Here is a 23,087-nt window from a genome sequence, read left to right as displayed (position 1 = left end):
ACCTTCCCAACAGCTGGCATCAGAACATCCATCTTGAGCAACAGGATGCTGAGGGAAGTGCTTAGACAACATGTGCAAAATACAATAAAAAGTTCAGGAAGGAGGCCCTGCCCAGGCCGCTCCCACCATCGATCATAGTTAAAAAATCATCAGGAAATTCTTATCAGTGCGAATGACGCGGCACGTCAGAGCCCCGACAGCCGATCAGGAAGTCAAAGTCACAGCCTTCATCGGCTTGCAGCACTCGCTCAATATAGAGCTGGCGATAGCCGCCCTGGCTTGCGATGAGGGTCGAGGCCGCCGTGGCATCAAACGCGGCGAGGCGTGCCTGAATCTCCTCTTCACTGACGTCCAGGTGCAGCCGGCCGCTGGCGCAGTCCAATTCAATCCAGTCGCCGTTACGCACCGCGGCCAAGGGGCCACCCGCGGCAGCTTCAGGTGCCACGTGCAGCACCACGGTGCCATAAGCGGTCCCACTCATGCGCGCATCAGAAATACGCACCATATCGGTAACGCCCTGAGCAAGGATCTTGGGCGGCAGCCCCATATTGCCGACTTCGGCCATGCCGTGATAACCGCGAGGCCCGCAGTGTTTCATCACCAGGATATCGTTGGCTTCAACGTCCAGGTCCGGGTCGTTGATGCGCGCTTTGTAATCGTCGAAGTCTTCAAACACGACGGCCCGACCACGGTGTTGCATCAGTTCGGCGGTCGCTGCCGAAGGCTTTAACACCGCGCCATTGGGTGCAAGATTGCCGCGCAGCACGCAGATACCGCCATCTGCGGTCAGCGGGTTATCCAGTGGACGAATCACATCGTCGTTATACAGCGGGGCGTCCTTGACGTTTTCCCACAGGGTTTTACCGTTAACGGTGAGAGCGTCTTTAAAGGGCAGGCGATCAGCGTCCCCCAAGCGTTTTAGTACGGCGGGCAGGCCTCCAGCGTAGTAGAACTCTTCCATCAAATAACGCCCGGAGGGCTGTAAGTCTACCACTGTGGGCGTACCGCGCCCCACCCGGCTCCAATCGTCCAGCTTAAGGTCTACCCCCATCCGCCCGGCAATCGCTTTCAGGTGGATCACCGCGTTGGTGGAGCCGCCAATCGCTGCGTTGGTACGAATGGCATTCTCAAACGCTTCTTTCGTAAGGATTTTGGAGAGCTTTAAGTCTTCATTAACCATCTCGACAATACGGTTACCGGAAAGGTGTGCGAGCACATAACGACGCGAATCCACCGCAGGAATTGCCGCATTGTGAGGTAGTGAGGTGCCCAGGGATTCCGCCATGCAGGCCATGGTAGACGCGGTACCCATGGTGTTACAGGTGCCCGCCGAGCGCGACATGCCCGCTTCAGCGGCCATAAAGTCGTGCAGTGAAATCTCGCCCGCTTTGACCTGCTCAGAAAGTTGCCAGACCACGGTGCCCGAACCGATGTCCTTGCCCTTGTGCTTGCCGTTAAGCATGGGGCCGCCGGTCACGACGATGGTGGGGATATCACAGCTCGCCGCGCCCATTAACAGCGCTGGGGTCGTTTTATCACAACCTACCAGCAGCACCACTGCATCAATCGGGTTGCCACGAATCGCCTCTTCAACATCCATGCTGGCAAGGTTACGGGTAAACATTGCGGTCGGGCGGAGGTTGGATTCACCGCTGGAGAAGACCGGGAATTCCACCGGGTAGCCACCCGCTTCCAGTATGCCCTGCTTTACATGCTCCGCTAGCTTGCGAAAGTGAGCGTTGCAAGGCGTTAGTTCTGACCAGGTGTTACAGATGCCGATAATCGGCTTGCCTTGGAATTCATGGTCGGGAATGCCTTGGTTTTTCATCCAGCTGCGGTACATAAAGCCGTTTTTATCGGCGGTTCCAAACCACTGGGCAGAGCGTAGGGGCGGCTTTCGTTCAGACATGGACGTCTCTCCGTACAATTCGGTAAAAGATAGAAACAAAACAGGAAAAAAGTGTCGTTAGGCGCGCTGACGTCGCGTCTGTTTCCAGCGGTCAAACATTACCGCCAGCAGCAGAATTGCCCCTCGTACCAGGTACTGATAGAACGTTGGTACGTTGAGTAGCCCCATGGCATTCTGCACGCAGCCCATAATCAGTACGCCGACGACTACACCGGTGATAGTGGCAACGCCGCCCGATAGCGCCACCCCACCCAGTACACAGGCAGAAATCACCGCAAGCTCTAGCCCCATGGAGGTATTGGGGTCGCCCAAGCCCATCCGTGAGGCCAGTAACACGCCCACTACGCCTGCAACAACGCCTTGTAAACCAAAGACAATAATCTTGAGTCGGCGGACATTGACCCCCGCGAGCGACGCGGCCTCCGAGTTACCGCCCGTGGCCAGCACATTGCGTCCGAAGGCGGTCATATTGAGCACCACACCGAAGATGACAAAGCAGGCCAACATGGTCCACACCGGCAGCGTCAGGCCTAGAAATGAAGCGCTACCCAGGTCAAAGAAACCCGGCACGGTAATCATCACCGCATCGCCGCCCGAGGTGATATAGGCCAGCCCGCGAACAAACTCCATCGCCGCCAACGTGGCAATCAGCGAGTTAATACCAAACCTGGCAATCACAAACCCGTTAAAGGCCCCCACCGCGCCCCCGGCAACAACGCCACCTATAACGCCGATAAAAACGCTACCGGTGCTAGAGGTCACAACCGCTGCCACTACCCCCGCAAACGCCACGATTGAGGCCACCGAAAGGTCCACCTCGCCCAGCGCCAACACCAGCATCATCGTGGTCGCCAGACTGCCTATCAGGGTGATCGAAAGCAGCAGCCCCACCATGTTTCGCCCGGTAAGAAAGTCGGGGATAAACACCGCTAGGGCGATAAAGAGCAGCATAAAAACGGCGATCAGCCCAGAGGTGTCCAACAGCGTGCGCAGCGGTTTAACGAGCCCTTGGCGCCCCGCAGGGCGCGTTGGCTCAACACCTTCTTGGGTTAATTTGTTCGATGTCATCACAGGTGTCCTGAACGTGTTCGATAATGGGTACCGCTTAGGCGGGTAGTGCCAGGCCTAATAGTCGTTCGGGCGTGGCGGCGTCTCTTGGCACCACGTCGACCAGCTCACCGTCGCGCATCACTGCGATGCGGTCACAGATGGAGCTAACTTCGGCAAGGTCGCTGGAAATCACGACAATGCTTTTTCCCTGCTCGGCCAAGTCGTAAAGCAGGCTATAAATGTCTCTACGCGCGCCCACATCAATCCCACGCGTGGGCTCGTCCATTACGAAAAGGTCAATCTCTTCCGCGAGCCAGCGGGCCAAAATTACCTTTTGCTGATTGCCCCCGGATAGCTTGCCTATCGGTGCCCGATAGCTGGGGGTTTTAACGCTAAGCTGCTGAATATAGGCTTCAGCATTGCGTCGTTCGCGGCCAGGGTGACGGAAAACACCCCAGCGCTTAAAAAACCGCCGACAGCTGATATTGAGGTTGTCGGCAACGCTCGCCACGGGGAAAATCCCTTGAGATTTACGGTCCTCCGGGCACATGGCGATACCAGAACGAATCGCCTCTGCGGGACTTTTAAAGCGTCGCGATTCGCCCTGGAACGTCACGCTACCTGCTTTAGGCGCTTCCACCCCGCATACCAGCCGCAATAGCTCACTGCGACCGGCGCCTACCAGGCCAAACAAGCCAAATACCTCGCCACGCTTTACGGAGAAGCTAACCGGTGCATTCAGGCCGCGCCCTTGAATCTCGTCAACAGACAGCACCACATCGCCCTGCTCGCGGGCGCGATAGCCGTACACGTCATCGATGTCCCGCCCCACCATCTCGCTAACCAATAGATCATGCGTCAGCTGCGACATATCTTCGTGGGTACGAATATGCTGGCCGTCGCGAAAGATAGTGACCGCATCGCACATCTCAAACACTTCTTCCATGCGATGGGTCACGTAGAGCACCACCCGCCCCTCGTCGCGCAGGCGTTTGACGATGCGTTTAAGCTGACGGATTTCCTGAATGGAAAGGCTACTGGTAGGTTCATCGAAAGCGATAACGCGGGCATCACGCAGCAATGCACGGCCAATCTCAATCATCTGCTGCTGACCGATAGAGAGATCGCGCACCTTGGTCGAGGGATGAATGTCACCCTCGCCAAGGTCAGCCAGAATCGCCAGCGCCCTTTCCCGCATCTTTCGCCGGTTCACAAACCCCTGACGCGTAGGCAGCTGGCCCAGCAGCAGGTTTTCAGCGACCGACATATTGGGCGAGAGCGTTAGCTCCTGGTAGATAATGGCGATCCCTTCGCGTAATGCTTCACGAGCATTGCTGAACACGTGGCGCTGTCCATCAATCCAGAGAGCCCCCTCTGCAGTGCGGTTCACCCCGCTAAGCACCTTCAGCAACGTCGACTTACCCGCGCCGTTTTCGCCCATCAGCGCATGCACTTGGCCGGTATGAGCAGCAAAGCTCACCCCATCCAGCGCGCGCACCCCAGGGAATACAACACTGATATTGTCAAAGCGAAGATATGGATCAGACATACGTGAGCACTCCACCAAATAGCCCGTCACAAAAAGTCAGTTACAGACCGAGCGCGTCGCGCACTTCTTCCCAGTTATCACGCGTCATTAACGTACCGGACGTTTCTGTAATCGCCTGAGGCTCCTGGTCTTCGCTGATCCAACGGTAAAGGTCTTCAGCCGTTTGTCGACCGTGCATGGTAGAACTCACCGCAACGGTGCCGTGGAAGCCCGTGGGGTTGTCGCGGGAAAACTCAGCAAATGCCGCGCCTGAACCATTGATGCCCACCCCAATGACATCCTCAGCGGCCAGGCCGTACTGTTCGGTCGCCCGAACGCCCCCCAGCACACTCTCTTCATTCAGCGCGTAGATTACCCAGTGCTCATAATCACCGCGCTGAGAAAGCACCGGTGATGCAGCGGAAAATGCACCACTCGTATCCGTACTTTGTTGAGGCGCATCGAAGATGTTCTCTTCGGGGAAGCCCGAAGCAAGCAGCGCTTGGGTCGCTCCATCCGTCCGTTCAACGGCAGTCGGTAGCTCGTTATTGGTAATACGCAGCGCACCTACGTTCTCAACATCCCAGCCACGGGCTTCCATTTCGGCGGCAATTGCCTCACCAACCTGCTGGCCAATTTTGGTGCCGGACATACCCAGGTGCGGTACGCCTTCCATAGGCTCACCACTGGCGTTAACAAACTGGTCATCGACGGTCACCACTTTCATGCCGTACTGTTCGGCGCGATTCATGATCGCAGGCCCAAGACGTACATCTGGCGGGCAAATGACAAACCCTTGAGCGCCTTGTGAGTAAAGGTTATCAATCGCGCTAAGCACCTCTTGACCATCTTCACCACCCAGACGAACAACCTGGAATCCAAGCTCCTCACCCGCCTCTGTAGCGGCGCGCTGTTCGTTAATAAACCAGGCTTGTTCCGGCTTTTTGACGATAAAGCCCATCTTCACGTCGTCCTGTGCCTGCACAGAACCCAGCGAGGCCAGCATGACGGCGCTACCCAGCGCCAGGCGCGTAAACGTGGTTACGATGCTCATTGTTGTGCTCCTGATGTTCCAATTATTATTGATGTTATTGCTGCAATCACTGTCTGCTGCTCGTCAGGCACTTGGCTAGGCGTCCATATCGTCCTGGGCAGAGAAGCGGAAGGTGGTACGTGAACGGTAGGTCTCTCCTGGCTGTAGCACCGTGCTGGGAAAGGCATCCTGATTAGGCGAATCGGGAAAATGCTGCGTTTCCAGTGCAAAGCCAGAGCGCTGCGGATAGGCATTGCCACTTTTGCCCGTTAAATCACCGGCCAAAAAATTCCCCGAATAAAATTGAATACCAGGCTCAGTGGTTTCAATTTCCAACAGCCGTCCACTTTGTGGCTCCCACACCCTAGCGGCCATCACCAGATCGCCTTGCTCGGCGTTATCTCGGTTAAGCACAAAGTTATGGTCGTAGCCCTGCCCAAAGCGCAGTTGATCGTTATCTTGCTCAATACGCTCGCCAATCGACGTGGCCTGGGTAAAATCGAACGGCGTGCCTTCAACAGGCTGCAGCTCGCCCGTCGGAATCAATGATTCACTCACCGGGGTAAAGGCATCGGCATTGAGCATAAGCTGATGATCAAGGATGGAGTCGTTTCCTTCACCCTTAAGGTTGAAGTAACTGTGCTGGGTAAGATTGACGGGCGTTGCCTTGTCGGTCTCGGCCTGGTAATCGACAATCAGTTCATTTTGATCGGTAAGGGTATACGTCACTTCAACCGTCAGCTCTCCAGGATAGCCCTCTTCGCCATCCTCACTGACATAGCTCAACACCAGCCCCGTCCCTTCCTCATTTTCAAAAGGCTCGGCCTGCCAGAGCACACGATCAAACCCTTGCTCGCCGCCGTGCAGGTGGTTATCACCATCGTTGGTGGCTAACGAGTAAGTTTCACCCTCCAGCGCAAACTGACCTTCGGCGATACGGTTGCCGTAGCGGCCGATGAGTGCGCCAAAGTAGGGATTAGCTTGCTGGTAAGTGTCAGACAGATAACCATCCAGCGATTCAAAACCCAGCGCGATATCGTCAATATTTCCGTCTACGTCAGGTACTTTCAGGGATACGATTGTGCCCCCGTAATTAATGACCTGAAGCTCAACGCCATTGGCGTTCGTCAGCCGGTAGCTTTGCACCTCACGGCCGTCCGGCAACTGGCCGAACGTCGATTGTTCGACGGCGTTCTCTGCTTTACTGTTCGCCATGGGTTCCTTATCACTTTGGGCCTGGGCTACGTTTGTCATCAGCGCGATGACGCCTGCGCTCAGTAACAATCTTGAGCCAACGCTACCTGTATGAGAGGGCATGGTGTTCCTCCTGTTAACATCGTTATTGTTATTCGTGCGGTATGCGGTTCACTACCAGGTTCATTACCAATTTTTCCACTACACGCCCTACACTAGACAGCTCTTAGATAACTAACCAATATAGGAACACGTTAATTCCGATACACTTATTGTTATCAAAAGCACTGAAAGGCTTATTCCATGAGCGTTCTTGACAGTAACTGGTTTCTCAACGCTCGACTAAAGTTGCGTCATTTTCAGCTATTTTTGGCGCTTGACGAGCACCGCAACCTGCATCGTGCCGCTGCCCAACTCAACATGAGCCAGCCCGCAGCCTCAAAACTGCTCAGCGACCTGGAAGCCAAGCTGGGGATTCGCCTTTTCGAGCGCCACCCACGTGGTTTAACACCCAACTGGTATGGCGAAATCATGATTCGCCACGCGCATAGCGTGCTGTCGGCATTGCGGCATACCGGTGAGGAGTTAACCGCCTTACGCGACGGAAATATGGGCACCGTGGCAGTGGGAACAGTCATGGCACCCGCCGTTACGCTACTCACCAGCGCTATCGAGCGGGTACATAGAGACCGGCCGGGGCTTAAAATCAGTGTGGATGTGGATGTCAGCAAAGCGCTGGTGCCACGTTTGCTGGAAGGTGAGCTGGATTTCGCCATTACGCGTATCCCATCAGGCGTGGATGTAGAGCGCTTCGTATTTGAAGAAATTGGCGAAGAAGAGCTGTGCTTTGTGTGTCGAGAAGGGCATCCGCTAGCGGGCAAAACTCCACTGAGCCTCACTGATATGGCCGCCTACCCGTGGTCTTTACAGCCACCCGGCGCGCTGATGCGTCAACGGGTAGATAGTCTGTTTTTACATCATCAGGTAGCACCGCCAAGTCAGGTCGTCGACACCGCGGATGTATTTGTATCTTTAGCACTGGTCGATAAATCCAACACCATTACGGTGACCACACGCGAAACGGCGGACCTGCTTTGCGCCCCTCAGCGCTTTCATCTCCTCCCATTCAGTGAAACGCTCAGCGTACAGCCTTATGGTCTGGTCAGCTTACGCCACCAGCGGCTCTCGCCGGGGGCTGCAGTACTGATGAGCACTCTGCGCGAAATAATCGCCCACAATGCTCAACTGAAAAATAGCCATCGGTAAACGGAGCCAGCTATCTGTGCCTGGTCTTAGCGCTTGACCTTAGCACTTAGACTTAGTGTGAGTGCCGCGGCACTTCCGAACCCCGACAGCCGACCAGGAAGTCAAAGTCACAGCCCTCATCCGCCTGTAGCACATGCTCGATATAAAGCTGGCGGTAGCCGCCCTGACTTGCGATTAGCGTTGAGGCTTCTGTCGGGTCACTTTCGGCCAGGCGTGCGGTAAGTTCGGCGTCGCTAATATCCAGATGCAGCCGCCCGCTGGCGCAGTCGAGTTCGATCATATCGCCGTTGCGTACCGCGGCTAACGGACCACCCGCCGCGGCTTCCGGGGCCACATGCAGCACTACGGTGCCATAGGCGGTGCCGCTCATCCGGGCGTCGGAGATACGCACCATATCGGTCACCCCCTGGGCAAGGATCTTGGGCGGCAGGCCCATATTGCCGACTTCCGCCATGCCGTGATAGCCGCGTGGCCCGCAGTGCTTCATGACCAGAATATCGTTGGCTTCAACGTCCAGGTCCGGGTCGTTGATGCGTGCCTTGTAATCGTCGAAGTCTTCAAACACAACCGCACGACCACGATGTTGCATCAACTCGGCGGTTGCCGCGGAGGGCTTTAATACCGCGCCATTCGGCGCCAGGTTGCCACGCAGTACGCAAATCCCGCCATCTGCGGTGAGCGGATTATCCAGCGGGCGGATGACCTCGTCGTTATACAGCGGGGCGTCCTTGACGTTTTCCCACAGGGTTTTGCCGTTGACGGTTAATGCATCCTTAAAGGGTAAGCGATCCGCCTCACCCAGGCGTTTGAGCACGGCGGGCAGGCCCCCCGCGTAGTAGAACTCCTCCATCAAGAAGTGCCCTGAAGGCTGCAGATCGACCACCGTAGGCGTACCACGTCCTACCCGGCTCCAGTCATCTAATTGAAGATCGACCCCAATCCGCCCGGCGATGGCCTTGAGGTGAATCACGGCGTTGGTCGAGCCGCCTATGGCGGCGTTGGTGCGGATGGCGTTATCAAAGGCTTCTTTAGTTAGTATTTTGGAGAGTCTCAAGTCTTCATTGACCATCTCGACAATCCGGTTGCCCGAGAGGTGGGCGAGCACGTAGCGGCGCGAATCCACCGCCGGAATCGCGGCGTTGTGGGGTAGCGAAGTGCCTAATGACTCAGCCATGCAAGCCATGGTGGAGGCGGTACCCATGGTGTTACAGGTTCCTGCCGAGCGTGACATGCCCGCCTCAGCGGCCATAAAGTCGTGCAGCGAAATCTCACCGGCCTTGACCTGCTCAGAAAGTTGCCAGACCACAGTGCCCGAACCGATGTCCTTGCCCTTGTGCTTACCGTTGAGCATCGGCCCGCCGGTGACCACGATAGTGGGGATATCGCAGCTCGCCGCGCCCATTAATAGTGCCGGAGTGGTTTTATCACAGCCGACCAGCAGTACCACTGCATCAATCGGGTTGCCACGAATAGCTTCTTCTACATCCATACTCGCCAGGTTGCGGGTAAACATCGCAGTGGGGCGCAGGTTCGATTCGCCGTTGGAGAACACCGGAAATTCGACTGGGTAGCCTCCCGCCTCTAATACCCCTTTCTTCACATGCTCAGCCAGCTTGCGAAAGTGGGCGTTGCAGGGCGTGAGTTCCGACCAGGTATTGCAGATACCGATGATCGGCTTACCCTGAAACTCGTGGTCGGGAATCCCTTGGTTTTTCATCCAGCTGCGGTACATAAAACCGTTCTTGTCGGCAGTGCCAAACCACTGGGCTGAACGTAGATAAGGTTTATTTTCTTTAGATGCATCGCTCATTATCTCTCCTTTACCACTCGTTGCCAGTCACTAAGTCTTTTGTCGTTACCGTAAAAACACACGACCTGAATCAGATGATTAGTTAAACCAGAGTGAATACCAGCCAGGATAAGCCGAAGGCCATTAGTGATATGCCAATCGAAATCACCGTCCAGGTTTTAAGCATGGTTTTAGTATCGACACCTAGAAAACGCCCCACTAACCAGAACCCTGAATCGTTGACATGGGAGTAGCCGATTGCGCCAGCAACGATTGCCACCGCAATACAGGCTGTCGCTAATCCTGAAAGAGAAGGGTCAGCCAACACGACGGGGGCCATGATGCCCGCAGCAGTAGTTCCTGCGACGGTCGCAGAGCCCTGCGCAATACGGATGACCGAAGCGATGACGTAGCCTGCCAGGATAATAGGCAAGCCATAGTTTTGAAGGCTCGCCGCTAACGCATCACCGATACCGCTCGCGGTTAGTACGCCACCGAACATTCCCCCAGCACCGGTAATAAGAATAATGCTGCAAACGGGCGAAAGCGCTTTTTCAACGGTTTCATTAATAGAGCCAATGGCCTTGCGCGCTGACGATCTAATGACCAGCAACCACATCGCGACACATGTGCTGATCAACATGGCAATCGGTGTTTCACCGATCAATATCAAGCCTTGCAAGATCGGGTTTTCAGCATCAACGACTCCACCTTCAGACAGCGTTGTAAGACCGGTATTGAGGAAGATGAGTACGAGTGGCAATAACAACACTAAAAGTACGGTACGAAATGCCGGGCGTTTATCGACAGGCATCTCTTCATTACTTTCGCCCATCAGGCTGGGGACGGGTTGAAACGGCATACGGTTAGCGAGTACAAGCGATAGACGGTAGCCCATCAAATACCAGGTAGGTAAACCGACCAGCAGCGCAATAAACAGTACTTTCCCAATATCAACCTGAAGGAAAACTGCCGCGGCTACCGGCCCTGGATGTGGCGGTACCAGCGCATGCATGACCAAAAAGGCACCTGCCGCCGGTAAGCCGTATAGCAATAGCGATGCTTTAAGCTCTCTTGCCACGGAATAAATAACCGGCAGCATGACGACGAAAGCCGCATCAAGAAAGATGGGGAAGCCAAATAGCAAGCACGCAATTGATAAGCCCAAGGGTGCTCGGCTATGGCCGAATAAACGAATCAAGGTATCTGATAATACCTGGGCGCCCCCTGAGACAGCAACGATTCGCCCCAGTACTGCACCAAAGCCAATCAATAGCGCAACATTGCCTAAGGTGTTACCAAAACCACCCAAGAGCGTTGGAACTAAATCTTCCCCTGTGATACCCGTCGCTAGCGCAGTACCAATACTCACGATCACCAGCGCGAAAAATGGATGAAGACGTACCCTGATGATCAATACCAACAAAATAACGATGGCAGAAGCTGCTATCAGCATCAGGGCAAGGGTAGAAGCCCCCAATGTTTGAGTGGTTTCTAACATGGCGTTTTCCTAAGGTTTGTCGTTATTCATGCTGCGATATATCGCAGCTATACAAAGCAAACGCACTATAAGCAGCTAATTGATAACCAACAAATATATGAACCCTCTAAAATCAATATCATTTTAGTTATCAAACGAGGGATAAAGCCTGATTTATGGGACATAGCCGAAGAGGCCAGACATTGTTAGGTGAGACTAAAGTTGCCCCAGACCGAGAATAAATTAATGCCTTTACATCACGGAGTTATGCTGCCTTGAGCATAGTCAAAGAGTAGTAGGCGATTAAGCAGGCTATGGAAGCACGCTTAAGTATCAGGGTTTGCCATGCACCAAGGCTTGGGAAATATTGAACGTACGCCACCACGGTTTCCGGCAAGCACGATGGCGGCGTAAACAAGCGTTTATGAGGAAGTTTTCAGCAAGCTACCCCGTGCTTTATTAATGCAGATCATGCTGATGCCCTTTCAGATTTACGCTTCTGATAGCGATAGGCTTTAATCAACAAAGGTGAGCACCACAGCAAGATGACCGCAATGCCAAGCCCGGCACTGATGGGCCTTGCAAAGAAGCTGGTCAGGTCGCCACCGGTTCGCAACATGGCGCTCATAAAGTTGTTTTCAACAACGGAGCCCAGTACCAAACCGAGTATGGCGGGCGCCATAGGGAAGTCATTGACGGCAAGCAAATAGGCCACTAAGCCAACGATGAGCATTAACCAGATATCCACAACGCTATTGTTGATAGCGAAAGCACCCACAATGCAAAAGCACAATATAATGGGCATCAATACTCGACTGGGTGTAAGGATGAAAAGTTTTGACAATCTAATGGCTATATATCCAACAGGTAGCATCATCAAATTAGCCAATATAAACACAATGAAAAGTGCATAGATTAGGCCACTCCCATCCATAAAAATGGTGGGGCCGGGGTTCATCCCCTTCATATATAAAACGCCAATCACGATAGCGGTAATGGAGTCGCCGGGAATCCCGAAGACCAGAGCGGGCACCCATGCGCCACTGATCCCGGAATTATTGGCCGAGCTGGCATCGACAATGCCCTCGATATTACCGGTACCATATTTGGAACTGTCTTTTGACCTGCCTTTTCCCACACCATAAGAGATCCAGGCGGCGATATCCGCACCCGCACCGGGTAGCGCGCCAATCATTGTGCCGATTGAGCTGCCACGCACCATATTGCGCCAATAACGTTTAATGTGTCTCGGCACATTGTGGAAAACACTATCCTTATCAACAACGCTGATGGTTTTGTTCTCGGATTTTGATCCGTAGTAACTCATCAGTTCATTGAGGGCAAACATACCGATCATAACGGGTATGAAGTTAACGCCAGCCATAAGATCGGGCACTCCAAATGTGAAGCGAGGAGCACCACTCATCATATCTAGCCCTACCGTTGATAGCAGGACGCCAAACAGCAGTGACAGAAATGCTTTTGTTCTAGAGCCTACAGAAATAAAAATTGAGCAGCTTAGCCCCAATACCGCGAGCCAAAAGTATTCAAACGCACTGAACTTGAGCGCTACTTCCGCAAGTGACTGAGCAACGACAATCAAAATGATGGTGCCAAAAATACCGCCAAAAACGGAGCAGACCAGATTAATACCCAGTGCTTCCCTTGCCCTGCCCTTTTTCGCTAACGCATGTGATTCACCTACATAGGCAGCAGAGGCAGGTGTGCCTGGTATATTGAGATACGTACCGGGAATATCTCCCGCAAATATTGCCATGGCCGATGTGGTTACAATGGCAGCAATAGCGGGAATAGTGTCCATATAGAAGGTTAAAGGGACTAATAGTGCGACAGCCATTGTTGCCGTAAGCCCAGGCACGGCACCAACAAATATGCCGAATAATGAAGCTGCCAAGATAACCAAGATGGTATCAACATTTAAAACCAGCCCCACTCCATTCATCAAGATATCCATGGCAGGCTACCCCCTAATAAAATCCCTTGCGGCAATGGGATAAGCAAATAGTGCGAGAAAATAAAGTAAATGGCGGATGACATAACCACCGAGGTTACCAGAGCCACGTAAACCCTTGTTTTTCTCAATAACATGAGCAAAAACATAATGATCATTATGGTAAGCATTGCCCCCAGGTAATCGCTTGCCAGGATATAAAAAACGATCGCTATGGGGGGCAGCACCATCGCCCAGCTTATTTTTTCAGACGGCGGGGTAGCGAATGTCGGATCATCCTGTATTTCTTGAGCAGCCGCTTTTCGTCTCTGCCATAGCGCATTTAAGGTAAGTACCGCGCCGCCGATGCAAAATCCCCCTCCAACGAGAGAGGGGAACAGAGAAGGCCCATACTGAAGGCTGGGTAGAGTAGGAAATTGCTGGGCTGTGATAATCGTCACAACCCCTGCAATCATAAATCCTAGGCCGGCGAAAACATCTCTCATTGTCATTCCTTAGTTAGCCAAGCCAACTTGTTCAACAATTTCACCGAGAATACCGTCCATCTCTTCCATCATTTGGCCAAATTCTTCCGCATTGCGCCACTCGGTTCCAAACCCTCTCTGTGTCATGAAATCCTGGTACGTATCGCTTTGATAAGCAGCCTCGAGAGCTGACTCAAGCGTTGCGACAACCTCTGGGTCCATCCCTTGGGGACCGACGATGCCTCGCCACGCACCTACTTGGTAGTCACTACCCACTAGTTCGTTGGCGGTAGGAATATCGGGGAAGGCTGAAAGACGCTCTGCAGCCATGACGGCAAAACTTTTTACACGTCCTGCATCCATCATCGAACGAGCCTCAGGCACCGACGTAGAAACAATATCGATCCCTCCAGATGCCAGCTCCATCATCGCGGGCGCCGAACCTTCGCTGGGGATCCAGATAACCTGATCGGCGGGAATGTCCTGGTCCATCAAAAAGCCTGTAAAGGCCAGATGCCAGATCCCCCCCTGCCCGGTTCCCGAAGCGGTAAAGCTACCTTTCGGCTCAGTACGAACAACCTCCAGCAACGCATCCAGACTCTCGTATGAAGAATCAGCGGCGACCTGGAGACCCGGGGAGTCGTAGTTGATTTGCGCGATGGGCGTGAAGTCTTCGTAGGTAAGCTCTGTCAAGCCTTGCCAATGCATAGTGTTAACTTCAACAGTGGCTAAGCCGAGCGTGTAGCCGTCAGGTGCTGCGTTAAGTATGGCGGTATGCCCAACCACGCCGCTGCCGCCGGTACGATTCACCACGTTGACGTTCTGACCCAACTCCTCCTCCAAGGCGCGGGCAATGGTCCGCGCTGTTGCATCAGTACCGCCACCTGCAGCCCAAGGCACAATCAGCGTGATGGGGCGTTCTGGATAATCCGCCAGAGCTGAGCCAGAGGTCACCATCACAACTGCCGCTAAACTTGAAATACAGAGCGTCTTAAGAGAACGGTTTGTAATTATCATGTTTACTTCCTCTGGTAATTGCTTACCTACGTTTTATAGTGGCTAAGATGCCTTAAAGCGCCTTATATCAGTACGTTCTGGTTGACGGCTGAGGTGGCAGCTCTTTATAGCGAGCAAGCGTTGCCAGCGCTCCCTGACGGAGCAGGCTGATATCAATACCCACCGCAATAAATTGACAGCCTAACGCCTGGTAGCGACGTGCATCCTCCTCTAACGGCGCCAAAATCCCTACCGGCTTGCCTGCCGCATGAACTGTGTTAATCACTTTCTGTATCGCGCTCTGGACATCGGGGTGGCCAGGATTGCCGGGATACCCCATTCCCACCGAAAGATCTGCCGGACCAACAAAAACCGCATCGACGCCGTCAGTGGCGGCAATGGCTTCTGCCTGCTCAACACCTTTAGGTGACTCAACCTGGACAATCAGACAAAGCGACTCATGCGCCTTGTTCAGGTAGTCATCCACGCCATCCCATCGGGTTGCACGCACCAGCCCGCCGCCCACACCGCGTATGCCACGCGGCGGGTACCGCGTTGCCCGTACCAAGGCGGCCGCTTGATCAGCACTTTCCACCATCGGCACCATCAATGTTTGCGTACCTATATCCAGTAGCTGCTTGATCAACGCAGGGTCATGATTAACGCTACGCACAACGGGGGCAGATGAGTAAGGTGCCACGGCCTGCAGTTGGGCCAGAATAGTGGGTACCGTATTCGGGGCATGCTCACCATCGATTAGCAGCCAGTCGAACCCGGTGTTAGCGATTATTTCAGCGGCATACCCCGTCGCAAAGCCAGCCCAGCAACCCCACATGGGTTCGTGCTTGACCAGCATGTTTTTAAAGGGATTAGTGGGCAATTGCATGCATTAACTCCTTTGGAAGGCAGATGAAAACCACTGACTGAAGATCACCTACATCATTGACTGACCAAGTTTTATAAGCGCTGGCTTCTTGAACGCTACGTCTTCGTCTATGCCATAGCGCGAATACGGCCTGTTTAAGACACACTCCTCCCGGTGAGAAAGGAGGAAAGCAAGGGTCGTATAAACGAGGCAAATCAGGAAATGGTTAAGTAGTGGCGGTTTCTACAACAGATCCTGTTGTGAGAAACCGCCTACCAAGTCGTGCCTCAGTTAGCTAAGCCAACCTGTTCAACAATTTCACCAAAGACGCTGTCCATCTCTTGCATCAGCTGCCCGAACTCTTCCGCGTTACGCCATTCGGTGCCAAAGCCTTGCTGATCCATAAACTCTTGATAGGTATCGCTGTTGTAAGCAGCTTCTAATGCTGCCTCAAGCGTTGCCACTATCTCTGGGTCCATGCCTTTAGGACCGGCGATACCTCGCCACTCGCCCACTTGATAGCTACTGTCGATTAACTCGTTGGTAGTGGGAGTATCAGGAAAACTGGGTATACGCTCAGGCGACATGACCGCAAAGCTTTTAACCCGACCGGCTTCCATCATTGAGCGGGCTTCAGGCACAGAGCTTGGTACGATATCAATACCCCCAGATACCAGCTCTACCATCGCTGGCGCCGCACCTTCACTAGGAATCCAGGTCACCTGGTCGGCGGGAATATCCTGATCCATCAAAAAACCCGCAAAGGCTAAGTGCCAAACACCGCCTTGACCGGTACCTGAGGCAGTAAACGTGCCTTTAGGCTCAGTACGTATAGCGTCGAGAAGTTCTTCAAGGCTTGCATAAGGGGAGTCTGCGGCGACCTGTATGCCGGGGAAGTCATAGTTGATTTGCGCAATCGGCGTAAAGTCTTCATAGGTAAGGTTGGTTAAACCCTGCCAATGCATCATGTTCACTTCACCGGTCGCCAGGCCAAGCGTATAGCCATCCGGCTTGGCATTGATCATGGCAGTATGACCAACAACGCCACTGCCCCCGGTGCGGTTAACAACGTTAACGTTCTGGTCCAGCTCCTCTTCCAGTGCACGGGCGATAGTACGCGCTGTCGCATCAGTACCGCCGCCCGCAGCCCAGGGCACAATCAGCGTAATAGGACGTTCTGGATAATCCGCAAGGGCTGCGCCAGAGGCCACCAGAACCGCTGCCGCTACGCTGGAAGCGAGGAGTGTCTTGATCTTGAGAGAATGGTTTGTAATTGTCATATCCACTTTCCTTTAGTCGTTAACTGCCTGGATTCGATTATGGTTTTTTGAAACTGCCGGGTTCCATCCTTTATTGCGATCCTGCCAAAAACTTCCTTTATTTCTATTAAGTCGATAAACCTTATCTTTTAGAAAGCCTCATTAAGCATCTTGAAAAAGTCTTCTCTGGAAGGTGCACGTGGGTTGGTAGCCGTAGAGTGGTCTTCCAATGCCCACTGTGCCACTTGGTCTAAATGTTCTTCTCTAACGCCCATTTCACTCAGGCTGGAAGGCATTCCCAACTTAGCATTGAGCTTTACAAACGCTTCGGCTAAATCGTCCCCCTGAGCAAGCCCCATCGCGTCTTTGAGGCGAGCAAATTTTTCCTCGCAATCACGCTGGTTAAACCTGAGAACAGTCGGCATTAGCACGGCATTGAGCGTGCCGTGGTGAAGTTTTAGCTCATGCAGCCCGCCTAATGCATGGGATAGAGAGTGAACCGCCCCCAACCCTTTCTGAAACGCCATGGCACCTTCCAGAGCCGCCATCATCATTTCATTTCTAGCGGTTAAGTTAGTGCCGTTTTCAACCGCCTCGACCAGATAGGCACTTGCGCGCCTCAGGCCGTCCAATGCAATCGCTTCAGCAGGAGGGTTCACTTTAGGGCTTAAAAAGGTTTCAACGCAGTGAGCGATAGCATCCATGCCCGTTGCGGCAGTTAGAAACGGCGGTAAACCGAGTGTTAAACGTGGGTCGCAGATAGCAACTGAAGGAATCAGATACGGGGAAAGAAAACCCAGTTTCCGCTCATCGTTCATAGTAATCAGGGAAGCTCGCCCCACCTCACTGCCCGTCCCCGCGGTGGTGGGTACCGCAATCAGCGGCAGCACATCGGCATTGATCTTAGCGACCCCACCCTCAATCGCCGCGTACTGGCGTAATGGAGCGGGGTGGTTAAAAAGTAAAGCGACCGCTTTAGCCAAATCAATGCTGGAGCCACCGCCCACGGCTACGATGCCATCACACTGGTTTTCTCGTAGGAAAGACAGGGCTTGCTCTACAGCAGCTTCAGTAGGATTGGAAGGCGTGCCATCGAAAACGCAGGCTTTTTCATTAAACTCTTCAGAAAGCTCTGCAGATTCAATCACCTGCGTAATAAGAGGAGTACTGCTCAGCCCCTTATCAGTCACAAATAAAGGCCTTTTCACCTTAAGCAACTGCAGCTCATTCGCTAGCTCCGCAATTGCATTCTCACCGAACTGAATTTTTGTTAAGTAGTTGATGATGTAGGGCATTTTCATTTCTCATTATTGTTTTGCTTGAAACCAAATATGCATCTTGCTTAAAGGTGTCATACAGCATACCTACATGACAATAGTTTATTGATGATTTTTTGGCCACTCATGCCTTATAGGAAAAAGTGACAGGAAAAGATATTAATTAAAATCGTTTTAAATCATCACTCTACCTATCACTACCAGTACGCTAAAACTCAACATTTGGTTAACGATACTCCTTCCCATAGGGGTTCAATATTCAACCTTTGAAAGCAATCTAGGTCAAATGAACATTGTCTTCAATGTCCATTATATAGAACGATAGTCTAATCGACGTACGCGGCCTGCTTGTTAGAGTGCATCTACAATGACCGCTTTTGAGCTTGCGCTTGGCTCCTGTATCGAAAGCTCAATAACCAGTTTGAGGTAAACAATGGATCTCATTAATTCCCCGTCAGTTATTATTCAGCTCAACCCGCGGGATAACGTGGGCGTAGCCTCGAAAGCGGTACCCAACGGGTTTCCAATTGATAAAAATGGCACACTTGCTAAAGAGAATATCGATGCTGGTCATAAAGTTGCGTTAACTAACATCAATAAGGGCGAGGCTATTTATAAATATGGCCAACTTATTGGGATAGCGGCACAGGATGTAGAACCCGGTGAGCATGTGCACACCCACAACCTCACCATGATAGAACTCGATTCCTCATTAAAAGATTTTCAGCCTCACCCGCAAACAGACACCACAAGTAGTTCACGGACCTTCCAGGGTTTTCAACGTGATGATGGTAGCGTGGGCACGCGTAACTACATTGGTATTCTGTCGACCGTTAACTGCTCCGCGACGGTAGCGAAAGCAGCGGCAGACACACTCAATCAGTCTGACGAACTCAGCCAGATGGGCTTCGATGGCGTCGTCGCAATCACCCATGGCTCGGGCTGTGCCATGAATACGGACTCAGAAGGCTTTTCCTTTCTTGAGCGCGTCATCGCCGGTTATGCCCAGCATCCCAATTTTGCCTTCGTACTCATTATCGGTTTGGGCTGTGAGACCAACCAGGTCAAAACACTCGTCGCAAAAAAAGGCTTAGAAGACGCCTCGCGGCTTGCTTACTTTAATATTCAGGATGCGGGAGGCACTCGCACCAGTATTAAAACCGCGTGCGATCACATCATGCAGATGGCTGCTCAGCATGGGCAGATGCGGCGTGAACCTGCACCCCTAAAGCACCTAGTGGTGGCACTGCAGTGCGGCGGCTCAGACGGTTATTCAGGGATTACGGCGAATCCTGCGCTTGGCCACGCGGCTGATCTTATCGTGCAACACGGGGGCAGCGTGATCCTTGCAGAAACTCCCGAGATTTACGGCGCTGAGAATCTTTTGATAGACCGCTCTATCAATGAAAACGTCGCGCAAAAACTGCTTGATCGTATTACATGGTGGAAACATTACACCGAAATAAATGGTGCTGAATTAAACAACAACCCGTCGCCGGGCAATAAAGCAGGCGGGCTTTCGACGATTCTTGAAAAGTCCCTAGGAGCCGTTGCGAAAGGTGGCAGTTCAAGCCTAAACGACGTGCTGCACTATGCCGAAAAGATAACCACTCGTGGCTTTAACTTTATGGATAGCCCGGGCTACGACCCCGTTTCTGTAACTGGGCAAATTGCTTCTGGGTCAACGGTTGTCTGTTTTACTACCGGACGTGGATCGGTTTCAGGTTTTAAACCCGCGCCCTGCCTGAAGCTCGCAACCAATACCTCCATGTATGAGAAAATGCATGAAGACATGGATATAAATTGTGGCGTTATCGTCGATGGCACTGCCAGTGTAGAAGACGTCGGGGAACAGATTTTTGAGCGTATCATCGCCATTGCCTCAGGCGATATGAGCGCTAGCGAGTCACTGGGTTATGGTAGTAATGAGTTCGTTCCCTGGCTGGTCGGTGCCATCACCTAATCGTATATTGAAAGGCAACTAACTAACCATGACACAAACGCTGCGCGATCAGCTCTATACGGCTCTTAAGCAGGGTATTGTTGGAAAGCGCCTGGAACCTGGCCTTGTGCTACTTGAAGGGAATATAGCCGAGCTGTTTGGTATCAGCCGCTCCCCTGTTCGCCAAACCTTGAGCCGGTTGCATGAAGAGCAGTATATCTGCCGCTTTGAAGGGCGCGGCTATCTGGTGGGTGCATCGCCAAGTGAGATAGTACGTCGCTCCCTCTGCGAGCGTGATTTCAAGCAACTTGGCCATGCCCCCAAAGTAGATCGTACCGCGTCCTGGCGTGCCCACATCGACAGCGTCGAACATGACATTGTCCTATGCTCAATCAAGGGCGCCTTTGAACTTAATGAACTGCAGCTTTCCAAATCACTGAATGTCAGCCGCACGGTTACCCATCAAATTCTTCTCCATTTGCAGTCCATCGGCCTGGTCGAAAAGATTAAATACAACAGTTGGAGCGTAGTCCCCTTAGACGACAAGCGACTACACAACCTTTATGAAGCACGCCGCCAATTAGAGCCTTACATGATTGCGCGTGCCACCAACAATATTTCAGAAAGTGCACTCAACGGCTATATTGCCAAACTCAAACACGCCGCAGACAGTTATCCAGATATTAAAGGTGAATTACTGGATGAGTTAGAAAATGACCTTCATCACACCGCCGTCAGTCTAGGTGATAACCAGGAGGTAATGAATATGCTACAGCGCACTCATCCTATCTTGTTAATCAGCAAACACCTACTTGGGCGGGTGCTTAAACTTCCCGATCAAGATCCTTTTTTTGATGAACACTTATGGATATTTGAGAAAATACGTCTGCAACAGCCTCACCAGGCTGCAAAATTATTAATGGTCCACTTGGAGCGCTCAGAATCTAAAGTACTTGAACGTCTTATCAATTTCAGAGAATCGGGCGATATTAAAATACCGCTTTATCTACGAGGATAAGCCAATAGCATTACCTCAATAACAATAAAAGCGGTTCAACAGCCTCCCCACCGTTAGAGGAACTAATAATGACAACGTTACGGTCTATCGGCTTTATTGGCACCGGCATTATGGGTGCTCCTATGGCACGGCGCTTGGCCAAAGCAGGTCATCAGGTGCGCGCCTGGAACCGGACAAGAAGCAAGGCCGACAGCTTGGAAACGGTAGGTATCGAGACAGTAGAAAGGCCTGAACAGGCAGCCACCGAAAGCGAGGTCGTGATCGTTATGCTCAGCTCGGGTCCGGTGTGCGATGAATTACTGTTAGGTACAGATGGCCTGCTCAACGCCATGCAGCCCGGCGCCACTCTGATCGTCATGAGTTCTATTCCGGTCGAGACGGCACGCCGCCAAGCTAAGGAGGCCTCAAAGCATCAGATTCACTACTTGGACGCGCCGGTATCCGGTGGTGAGCAGGGAGCGATTGACGGCACTCTGGCCATCATGGCGGGCGGAGATACTGAAAGCTTTAAAGCCGTTGAGCCTATCCTTTTATCGCTCGGCAGACCGGTCCATGTTGGCCCTGCGGGCAGCGGTGAGCTGGTCAAGCTTGCCAATCAGATGATCGTGGCCAACACCATTGCTACCGTGGCCGAAGCCATATTACTGGCAGAGCAAGGGGGAGCTGATCCTGCGCAGATGCTGAATGCGCTAGAAGGAGGCTTTGCCGACTCGACTGTTCTGCGTATCCACGGCCAGCGCATGATCAAGGAAGATTTCGCTCCCGGCGGGCCGTCGAAATGGCAACTGAAAGACACCCAGACTGCCATGGCTTTATCCCAGGAATGGCAGCTGAAGCTGCCGGTATCCTCGCTGGTCAACGGGCTTTATGAAGCGCTTATCGCCCAGGGAGAGGGTGATCTTGACCATAGCGCCCTGATACGCCAGCTCAGGCGCCACAATCAATAAACCTTCTTTCCACCCATAACGCCGGGAAAATAAACACAATGAGCCAACATTACGATGTTCAGGAAATAACGCGATTCAGCACTGACTTACTTTTAGCCGCAGGGCTCGATGATGGTAAAGCCAATGCCGTCGCTGAAATGCTTGTCGAAGGCGACCTGATGGGGCACACCACTCACGGGCTGCAACTCCTTGCGCCTTATCTTGAGGAAATACAGTCAGGCCGCATGCCAGTCACTGGTGACTATGAGGTGATTTCTCAACGAGCCGCCGTACAAACCTGGGATGGCTGTTACTTACCTGGGCCGTGGTTGATTCTCAAAGCCATGGAAGCTGCGGAATCCATGGCGCGTTCCTGCGGTACCGGTACGGTGGTGATTCGGCGCTCTAACCATATTGCCTGTCTGGCTGCCTACCTAAAGCGTGCTACCGATCAAGACCTCGTGGTGGTGATTGAATCATCCGACCCGGCGACCAAATCCGTTGCCCCCTATGGCGGGTTAGTGGCGACCCATACGCCCAACCCTATCGCCGTGGGCTACCCGACTGATTCAGGCCCTGTTCTTTTGGATGTCAGTACGTCCATTACCACCAATGGCATGGTCGGGCGGCTTAACAAGCAAAATAGCCGCTTGCCTTATCCGTGGCTTAAAGACAATCAGGGCCAGGCAACCGATCGCCCCGAGGTACTTTTCGACGAGCCCAAAGGCAGCATCATGCCCATCGGCGGGCTAGATCACGGCCATAAAGGCTACGCACTAGGGCTCATGGTAGAAGCCTTGACGTCTGGCCTGGCAGGGTTCGGGCGCGTCCAGTCACCTTCGCAGTGGGGGGCTTCGGTCATGGTGCAGGTACTGGACCCGGAAGCCTTTGGTGGGCTTGAAGCGTTCAAGCGTGAAACCGGCGCGTTGGCCGATGCGTGCCGTAACAATCCCGTCGCTGAAGGCGATCCTCAGGTACGCATTCCTGGAGAGCGCGGGCTCGATCTCCATAAGCGCTACTCACAACAAGGTGTTCCGCTTCCAGAGGGCGTTCCCGAAGCGCTTCACGATTGGTCAGAGCGTTTAGGTGTTGCCTTCCCTCAGGCACGCCAATAACCGC

The 23,087-nt window shown here is 53.0% G+C and carries 18 protein-coding genes; 5 read left to right on the top strand and 13 right to left on the bottom strand.

The genetic code is table 11. From position 1 onward, the window contains the following. Window positions 1-163: 163 nt before the first annotated feature. From FKN99_RS11610 to FKN99_RS11590, 5 genes are all read right to left on the bottom strand, one after another. Window positions 164-1,909, bottom strand: coding sequence for an IlvD/Edd family dehydratase (locus FKN99_RS11610; RefSeq protein WP_172117993.1), 1,746 nt, complete (start codon window positions 1,907-1,909; stop codon window positions 164-166). Window positions 1,910-1,966: 57 nt separating this feature from the next. Then, on the bottom strand, window positions 1,967-2,977 hold the full coding sequence (gene araH, locus FKN99_RS11605) for an L-arabinose ABC transporter permease AraH (RefSeq protein WP_172117992.1): 1,011 nt from the start codon (window positions 2,975-2,977) through the stop codon (window positions 1,967-1,969). A gap of 37 nt (window positions 2,978-3,014) precedes the next feature. Next, window positions 3,015-4,508 (bottom strand): L-arabinose ABC transporter ATP-binding protein AraG, encoded by a 1,494-nt coding sequence (gene araG / locus FKN99_RS11600; protein WP_172117991.1) that lies wholly within the window; start codon window positions 4,506-4,508, stop codon window positions 3,015-3,017. A gap of 40 nt (window positions 4,509-4,548) precedes the next feature. Next, complete coding sequence (locus FKN99_RS11595; protein WP_172117990.1) at window positions 4,549-5,541, bottom strand: arabinose ABC transporter substrate-binding protein; 993 nt, start codon at window positions 5,539-5,541, stop codon at window positions 4,549-4,551. A 75-nt stretch (window positions 5,542-5,616) separates the two neighbouring features. Then, on the bottom strand, window positions 5,617-6,837 hold the full coding sequence (locus FKN99_RS11590) for an aldose epimerase family protein (protein ID WP_172117989.1): 1,221 nt from the start codon (window positions 6,835-6,837) through the stop codon (window positions 5,617-5,619). Between the two features lie 180 nt (window positions 6,838-7,017). On the opposite strand from FKN99_RS11590, the gene FKN99_RS11585 reads away from it, so the two are divergent. Beyond that, window positions 7,018-7,980: a LysR substrate-binding domain-containing protein gene (locus FKN99_RS11585; protein WP_172117988.1), complete on the top strand. Its 963-nt coding sequence runs from the start codon at window positions 7,018-7,020 to the stop codon at window positions 7,978-7,980. 52 nt (window positions 7,981-8,032) lie between these two features. Here FKN99_RS11585 and FKN99_RS11580 read toward each other — a convergent pair whose 3' ends face one another. The 8 genes from FKN99_RS11580 to FKN99_RS11545 all read right to left on the bottom strand — a co-directional run bounded on the left by FKN99_RS11580 (window position 8,033) and on the right by FKN99_RS11545 (window position 18,100). Further along, window positions 8,033-9,790 (bottom strand): IlvD/Edd family dehydratase, encoded by a 1,758-nt coding sequence (locus tag FKN99_RS11580; protein ID WP_172117987.1) that lies wholly within the window; start codon window positions 9,788-9,790, stop codon window positions 8,033-8,035. Window positions 9,791-9,872: 82 nt separating this feature from the next. Then, window positions 9,873-11,270, bottom strand: a complete 1,398-nt coding sequence (locus FKN99_RS11575) for a GntP family permease (RefSeq protein WP_172117986.1) — start codon at window positions 11,268-11,270, stop codon at window positions 9,873-9,875. A 448-nt stretch (window positions 11,271-11,718) separates the two neighbouring features. Continuing rightward, entirely contained in the window at window positions 11,719-13,224 is a 1,506-nt protein-coding gene (locus FKN99_RS11570; protein WP_172117985.1) for a tripartite tricarboxylate transporter permease, read from the bottom strand. After that, window positions 13,212-13,706 (bottom strand): tripartite tricarboxylate transporter TctB family protein, encoded by a 495-nt coding sequence (locus FKN99_RS11565; RefSeq protein ID WP_172117984.1) that lies wholly within the window; start codon window positions 13,704-13,706, stop codon window positions 13,212-13,214. Before FKN99_RS11565 ends, FKN99_RS11570 begins: the two co-directional genes overlap by 13 nt. Before the next feature lie 9 nt (window positions 13,707-13,715). Next, window positions 13,716-14,702, bottom strand: a complete 987-nt coding sequence (locus FKN99_RS11560; protein ID WP_172117983.1) for a Bug family tripartite tricarboxylate transporter substrate binding protein — start codon at window positions 14,700-14,702, stop codon at window positions 13,716-13,718. A 67-nt stretch (window positions 14,703-14,769) separates the two neighbouring features. After that, entirely contained in the window at window positions 14,770-15,567 is a 798-nt protein-coding gene (locus tag FKN99_RS11555) for an HpcH/HpaI aldolase family protein (protein ID WP_172117982.1), read from the bottom strand. A gap of 266 nt (window positions 15,568-15,833) precedes the next feature. Then, window positions 15,834-16,826, bottom strand: a complete 993-nt coding sequence (locus FKN99_RS11550) for a tripartite tricarboxylate transporter substrate binding protein (RefSeq protein WP_172117981.1) — start codon at window positions 16,824-16,826, stop codon at window positions 15,834-15,836. A gap of 128 nt (window positions 16,827-16,954) precedes the next feature. Next, window positions 16,955-18,100 (bottom strand): iron-containing alcohol dehydrogenase, encoded by a 1,146-nt coding sequence (locus FKN99_RS11545; RefSeq protein WP_172117980.1) that lies wholly within the window; start codon window positions 18,098-18,100, stop codon window positions 16,955-16,957. Between the two features lie 415 nt (window positions 18,101-18,515). On the opposite strand from FKN99_RS11545, the gene FKN99_RS11540 reads away from it, so the two are divergent. The 4 genes from FKN99_RS11540 (at window position 18,516) to FKN99_RS11525 (ending at window position 23,083) form a co-directional block, all read left to right on the top strand. Next, entirely contained in the window at window positions 18,516-20,045 is a 1,530-nt protein-coding gene (locus FKN99_RS11540; RefSeq protein WP_172117979.1) for a UxaA family hydrolase, read from the top strand. A gap of 28 nt (window positions 20,046-20,073) precedes the next feature. Continuing rightward, window positions 20,074-21,042, top strand: a complete 969-nt coding sequence (locus FKN99_RS11535) for a GntR family transcriptional regulator (protein WP_172117978.1) — start codon at window positions 20,074-20,076, stop codon at window positions 21,040-21,042. A 68-nt stretch (window positions 21,043-21,110) separates the two neighbouring features. Continuing rightward, window positions 21,111-21,989, top strand: a complete 879-nt coding sequence (locus FKN99_RS11530; protein WP_172117977.1) for an NAD(P)-dependent oxidoreductase — start codon at window positions 21,111-21,113, stop codon at window positions 21,987-21,989. A gap of 38 nt (window positions 21,990-22,027) precedes the next feature. Continuing rightward, entirely contained in the window at window positions 22,028-23,083 is a 1,056-nt protein-coding gene (locus tag FKN99_RS11525) for an Ldh family oxidoreductase (protein ID WP_172117976.1), read from the top strand. Window positions 23,084-23,087: the final 4 nt, after the last annotated feature.

The sequence above is a fragment of the Halomonas hibernica genome (assembly GCF_013183775.1).
GTDB lineage: Bacteria > Pseudomonadota > Gammaproteobacteria > Pseudomonadales > Halomonadaceae > Vreelandella > Vreelandella citrativorans.
Note: the sequence above shows the minus strand (reverse complement) of the source record. Positions and strands in the feature narration are given on the sequence as shown.

Coding starts and splice junctions, on each gene's coding strand:
- FKN99_RS11575 (WP_172117986.1), bottom strand. CDS start 11,270: ATGTTAGAAACCACTCAAACATTGGGGGCTTCTACCCTTGCCCTGATG.
- FKN99_RS11540 (WP_172117979.1), top strand. CDS start 18,516: ATGGATCTCATTAATTCCCCGTCAGTTATTATTCAGCTCAACCCGCGG.
- FKN99_RS11535 (WP_172117978.1), top strand. CDS start 20,074: ATGACACAAACGCTGCGCGATCAGCTCTATACGGCTCTTAAGCAGGGT.
- FKN99_RS11585 (WP_172117988.1), top strand. CDS start 7,018: ATGAGCGTTCTTGACAGTAACTGGTTTCTCAACGCTCGACTAAAGTTG.
- FKN99_RS11580 (WP_172117987.1), bottom strand. CDS start 9,790: ATGAGCGATGCATCTAAAGAAAATAAACCTTATCTACGTTCAGCCCAG.
- FKN99_RS11610 (WP_172117993.1), bottom strand. CDS start 1,909: ATGTCTGAACGAAAGCCGCCCCTACGCTCTGCCCAGTGGTTTGGAACC.
- FKN99_RS11595 (WP_172117990.1), bottom strand. CDS start 5,541: ATGAGCATCGTAACCACGTTTACGCGCCTGGCGCTGGGTAGCGCCGTC.
- FKN99_RS11530 (WP_172117977.1), top strand. CDS start 21,111: ATGACAACGTTACGGTCTATCGGCTTTATTGGCACCGGCATTATGGGT.
- FKN99_RS11550 (WP_172117981.1), bottom strand. CDS start 16,826: ATGACAATTACAAACCATTCTCTCAAGATCAAGACACTCCTCGCTTCC.
- FKN99_RS11565 (WP_172117984.1), bottom strand. CDS start 13,706: ATGAGAGATGTTTTCGCCGGCCTAGGATTTATGATTGCAGGGGTTGTG.
- araG (WP_172117991.1), bottom strand. CDS start 4,508: ATGTCTGATCCATATCTTCGCTTTGACAATATCAGTGTTGTATTCCCT.
- FKN99_RS11570 (WP_172117985.1), bottom strand. CDS start 13,224: ATGGATATCTTGATGAATGGAGTGGGGCTGGTTTTAAATGTTGATACC.
- FKN99_RS11555 (WP_172117982.1), bottom strand. CDS start 15,567: ATGCAATTGCCCACTAATCCCTTTAAAAACATGCTGGTCAAGCACGAA.
- araH (WP_172117992.1), bottom strand. CDS start 2,977: ATGACATCGAACAAATTAACCCAAGAAGGTGTTGAGCCAACGCGCCCT.
- FKN99_RS11560 (WP_172117983.1), bottom strand. CDS start 14,702: ATGATAATTACAAACCGTTCTCTTAAGACGCTCTGTATTTCAAGTTTA.
- FKN99_RS11545 (WP_172117980.1), bottom strand. CDS start 18,100: ATGCCCTACATCATCAACTACTTAACAAAAATTCAGTTCGGTGAGAAT.
- FKN99_RS11590 (WP_172117989.1), bottom strand. CDS start 6,837: ATGCCCTCTCATACAGGTAGCGTTGGCTCAAGATTGTTACTGAGCGCA.
- FKN99_RS11525 (WP_172117976.1), top strand. CDS start 22,028: ATGAGCCAACATTACGATGTTCAGGAAATAACGCGATTCAGCACTGAC.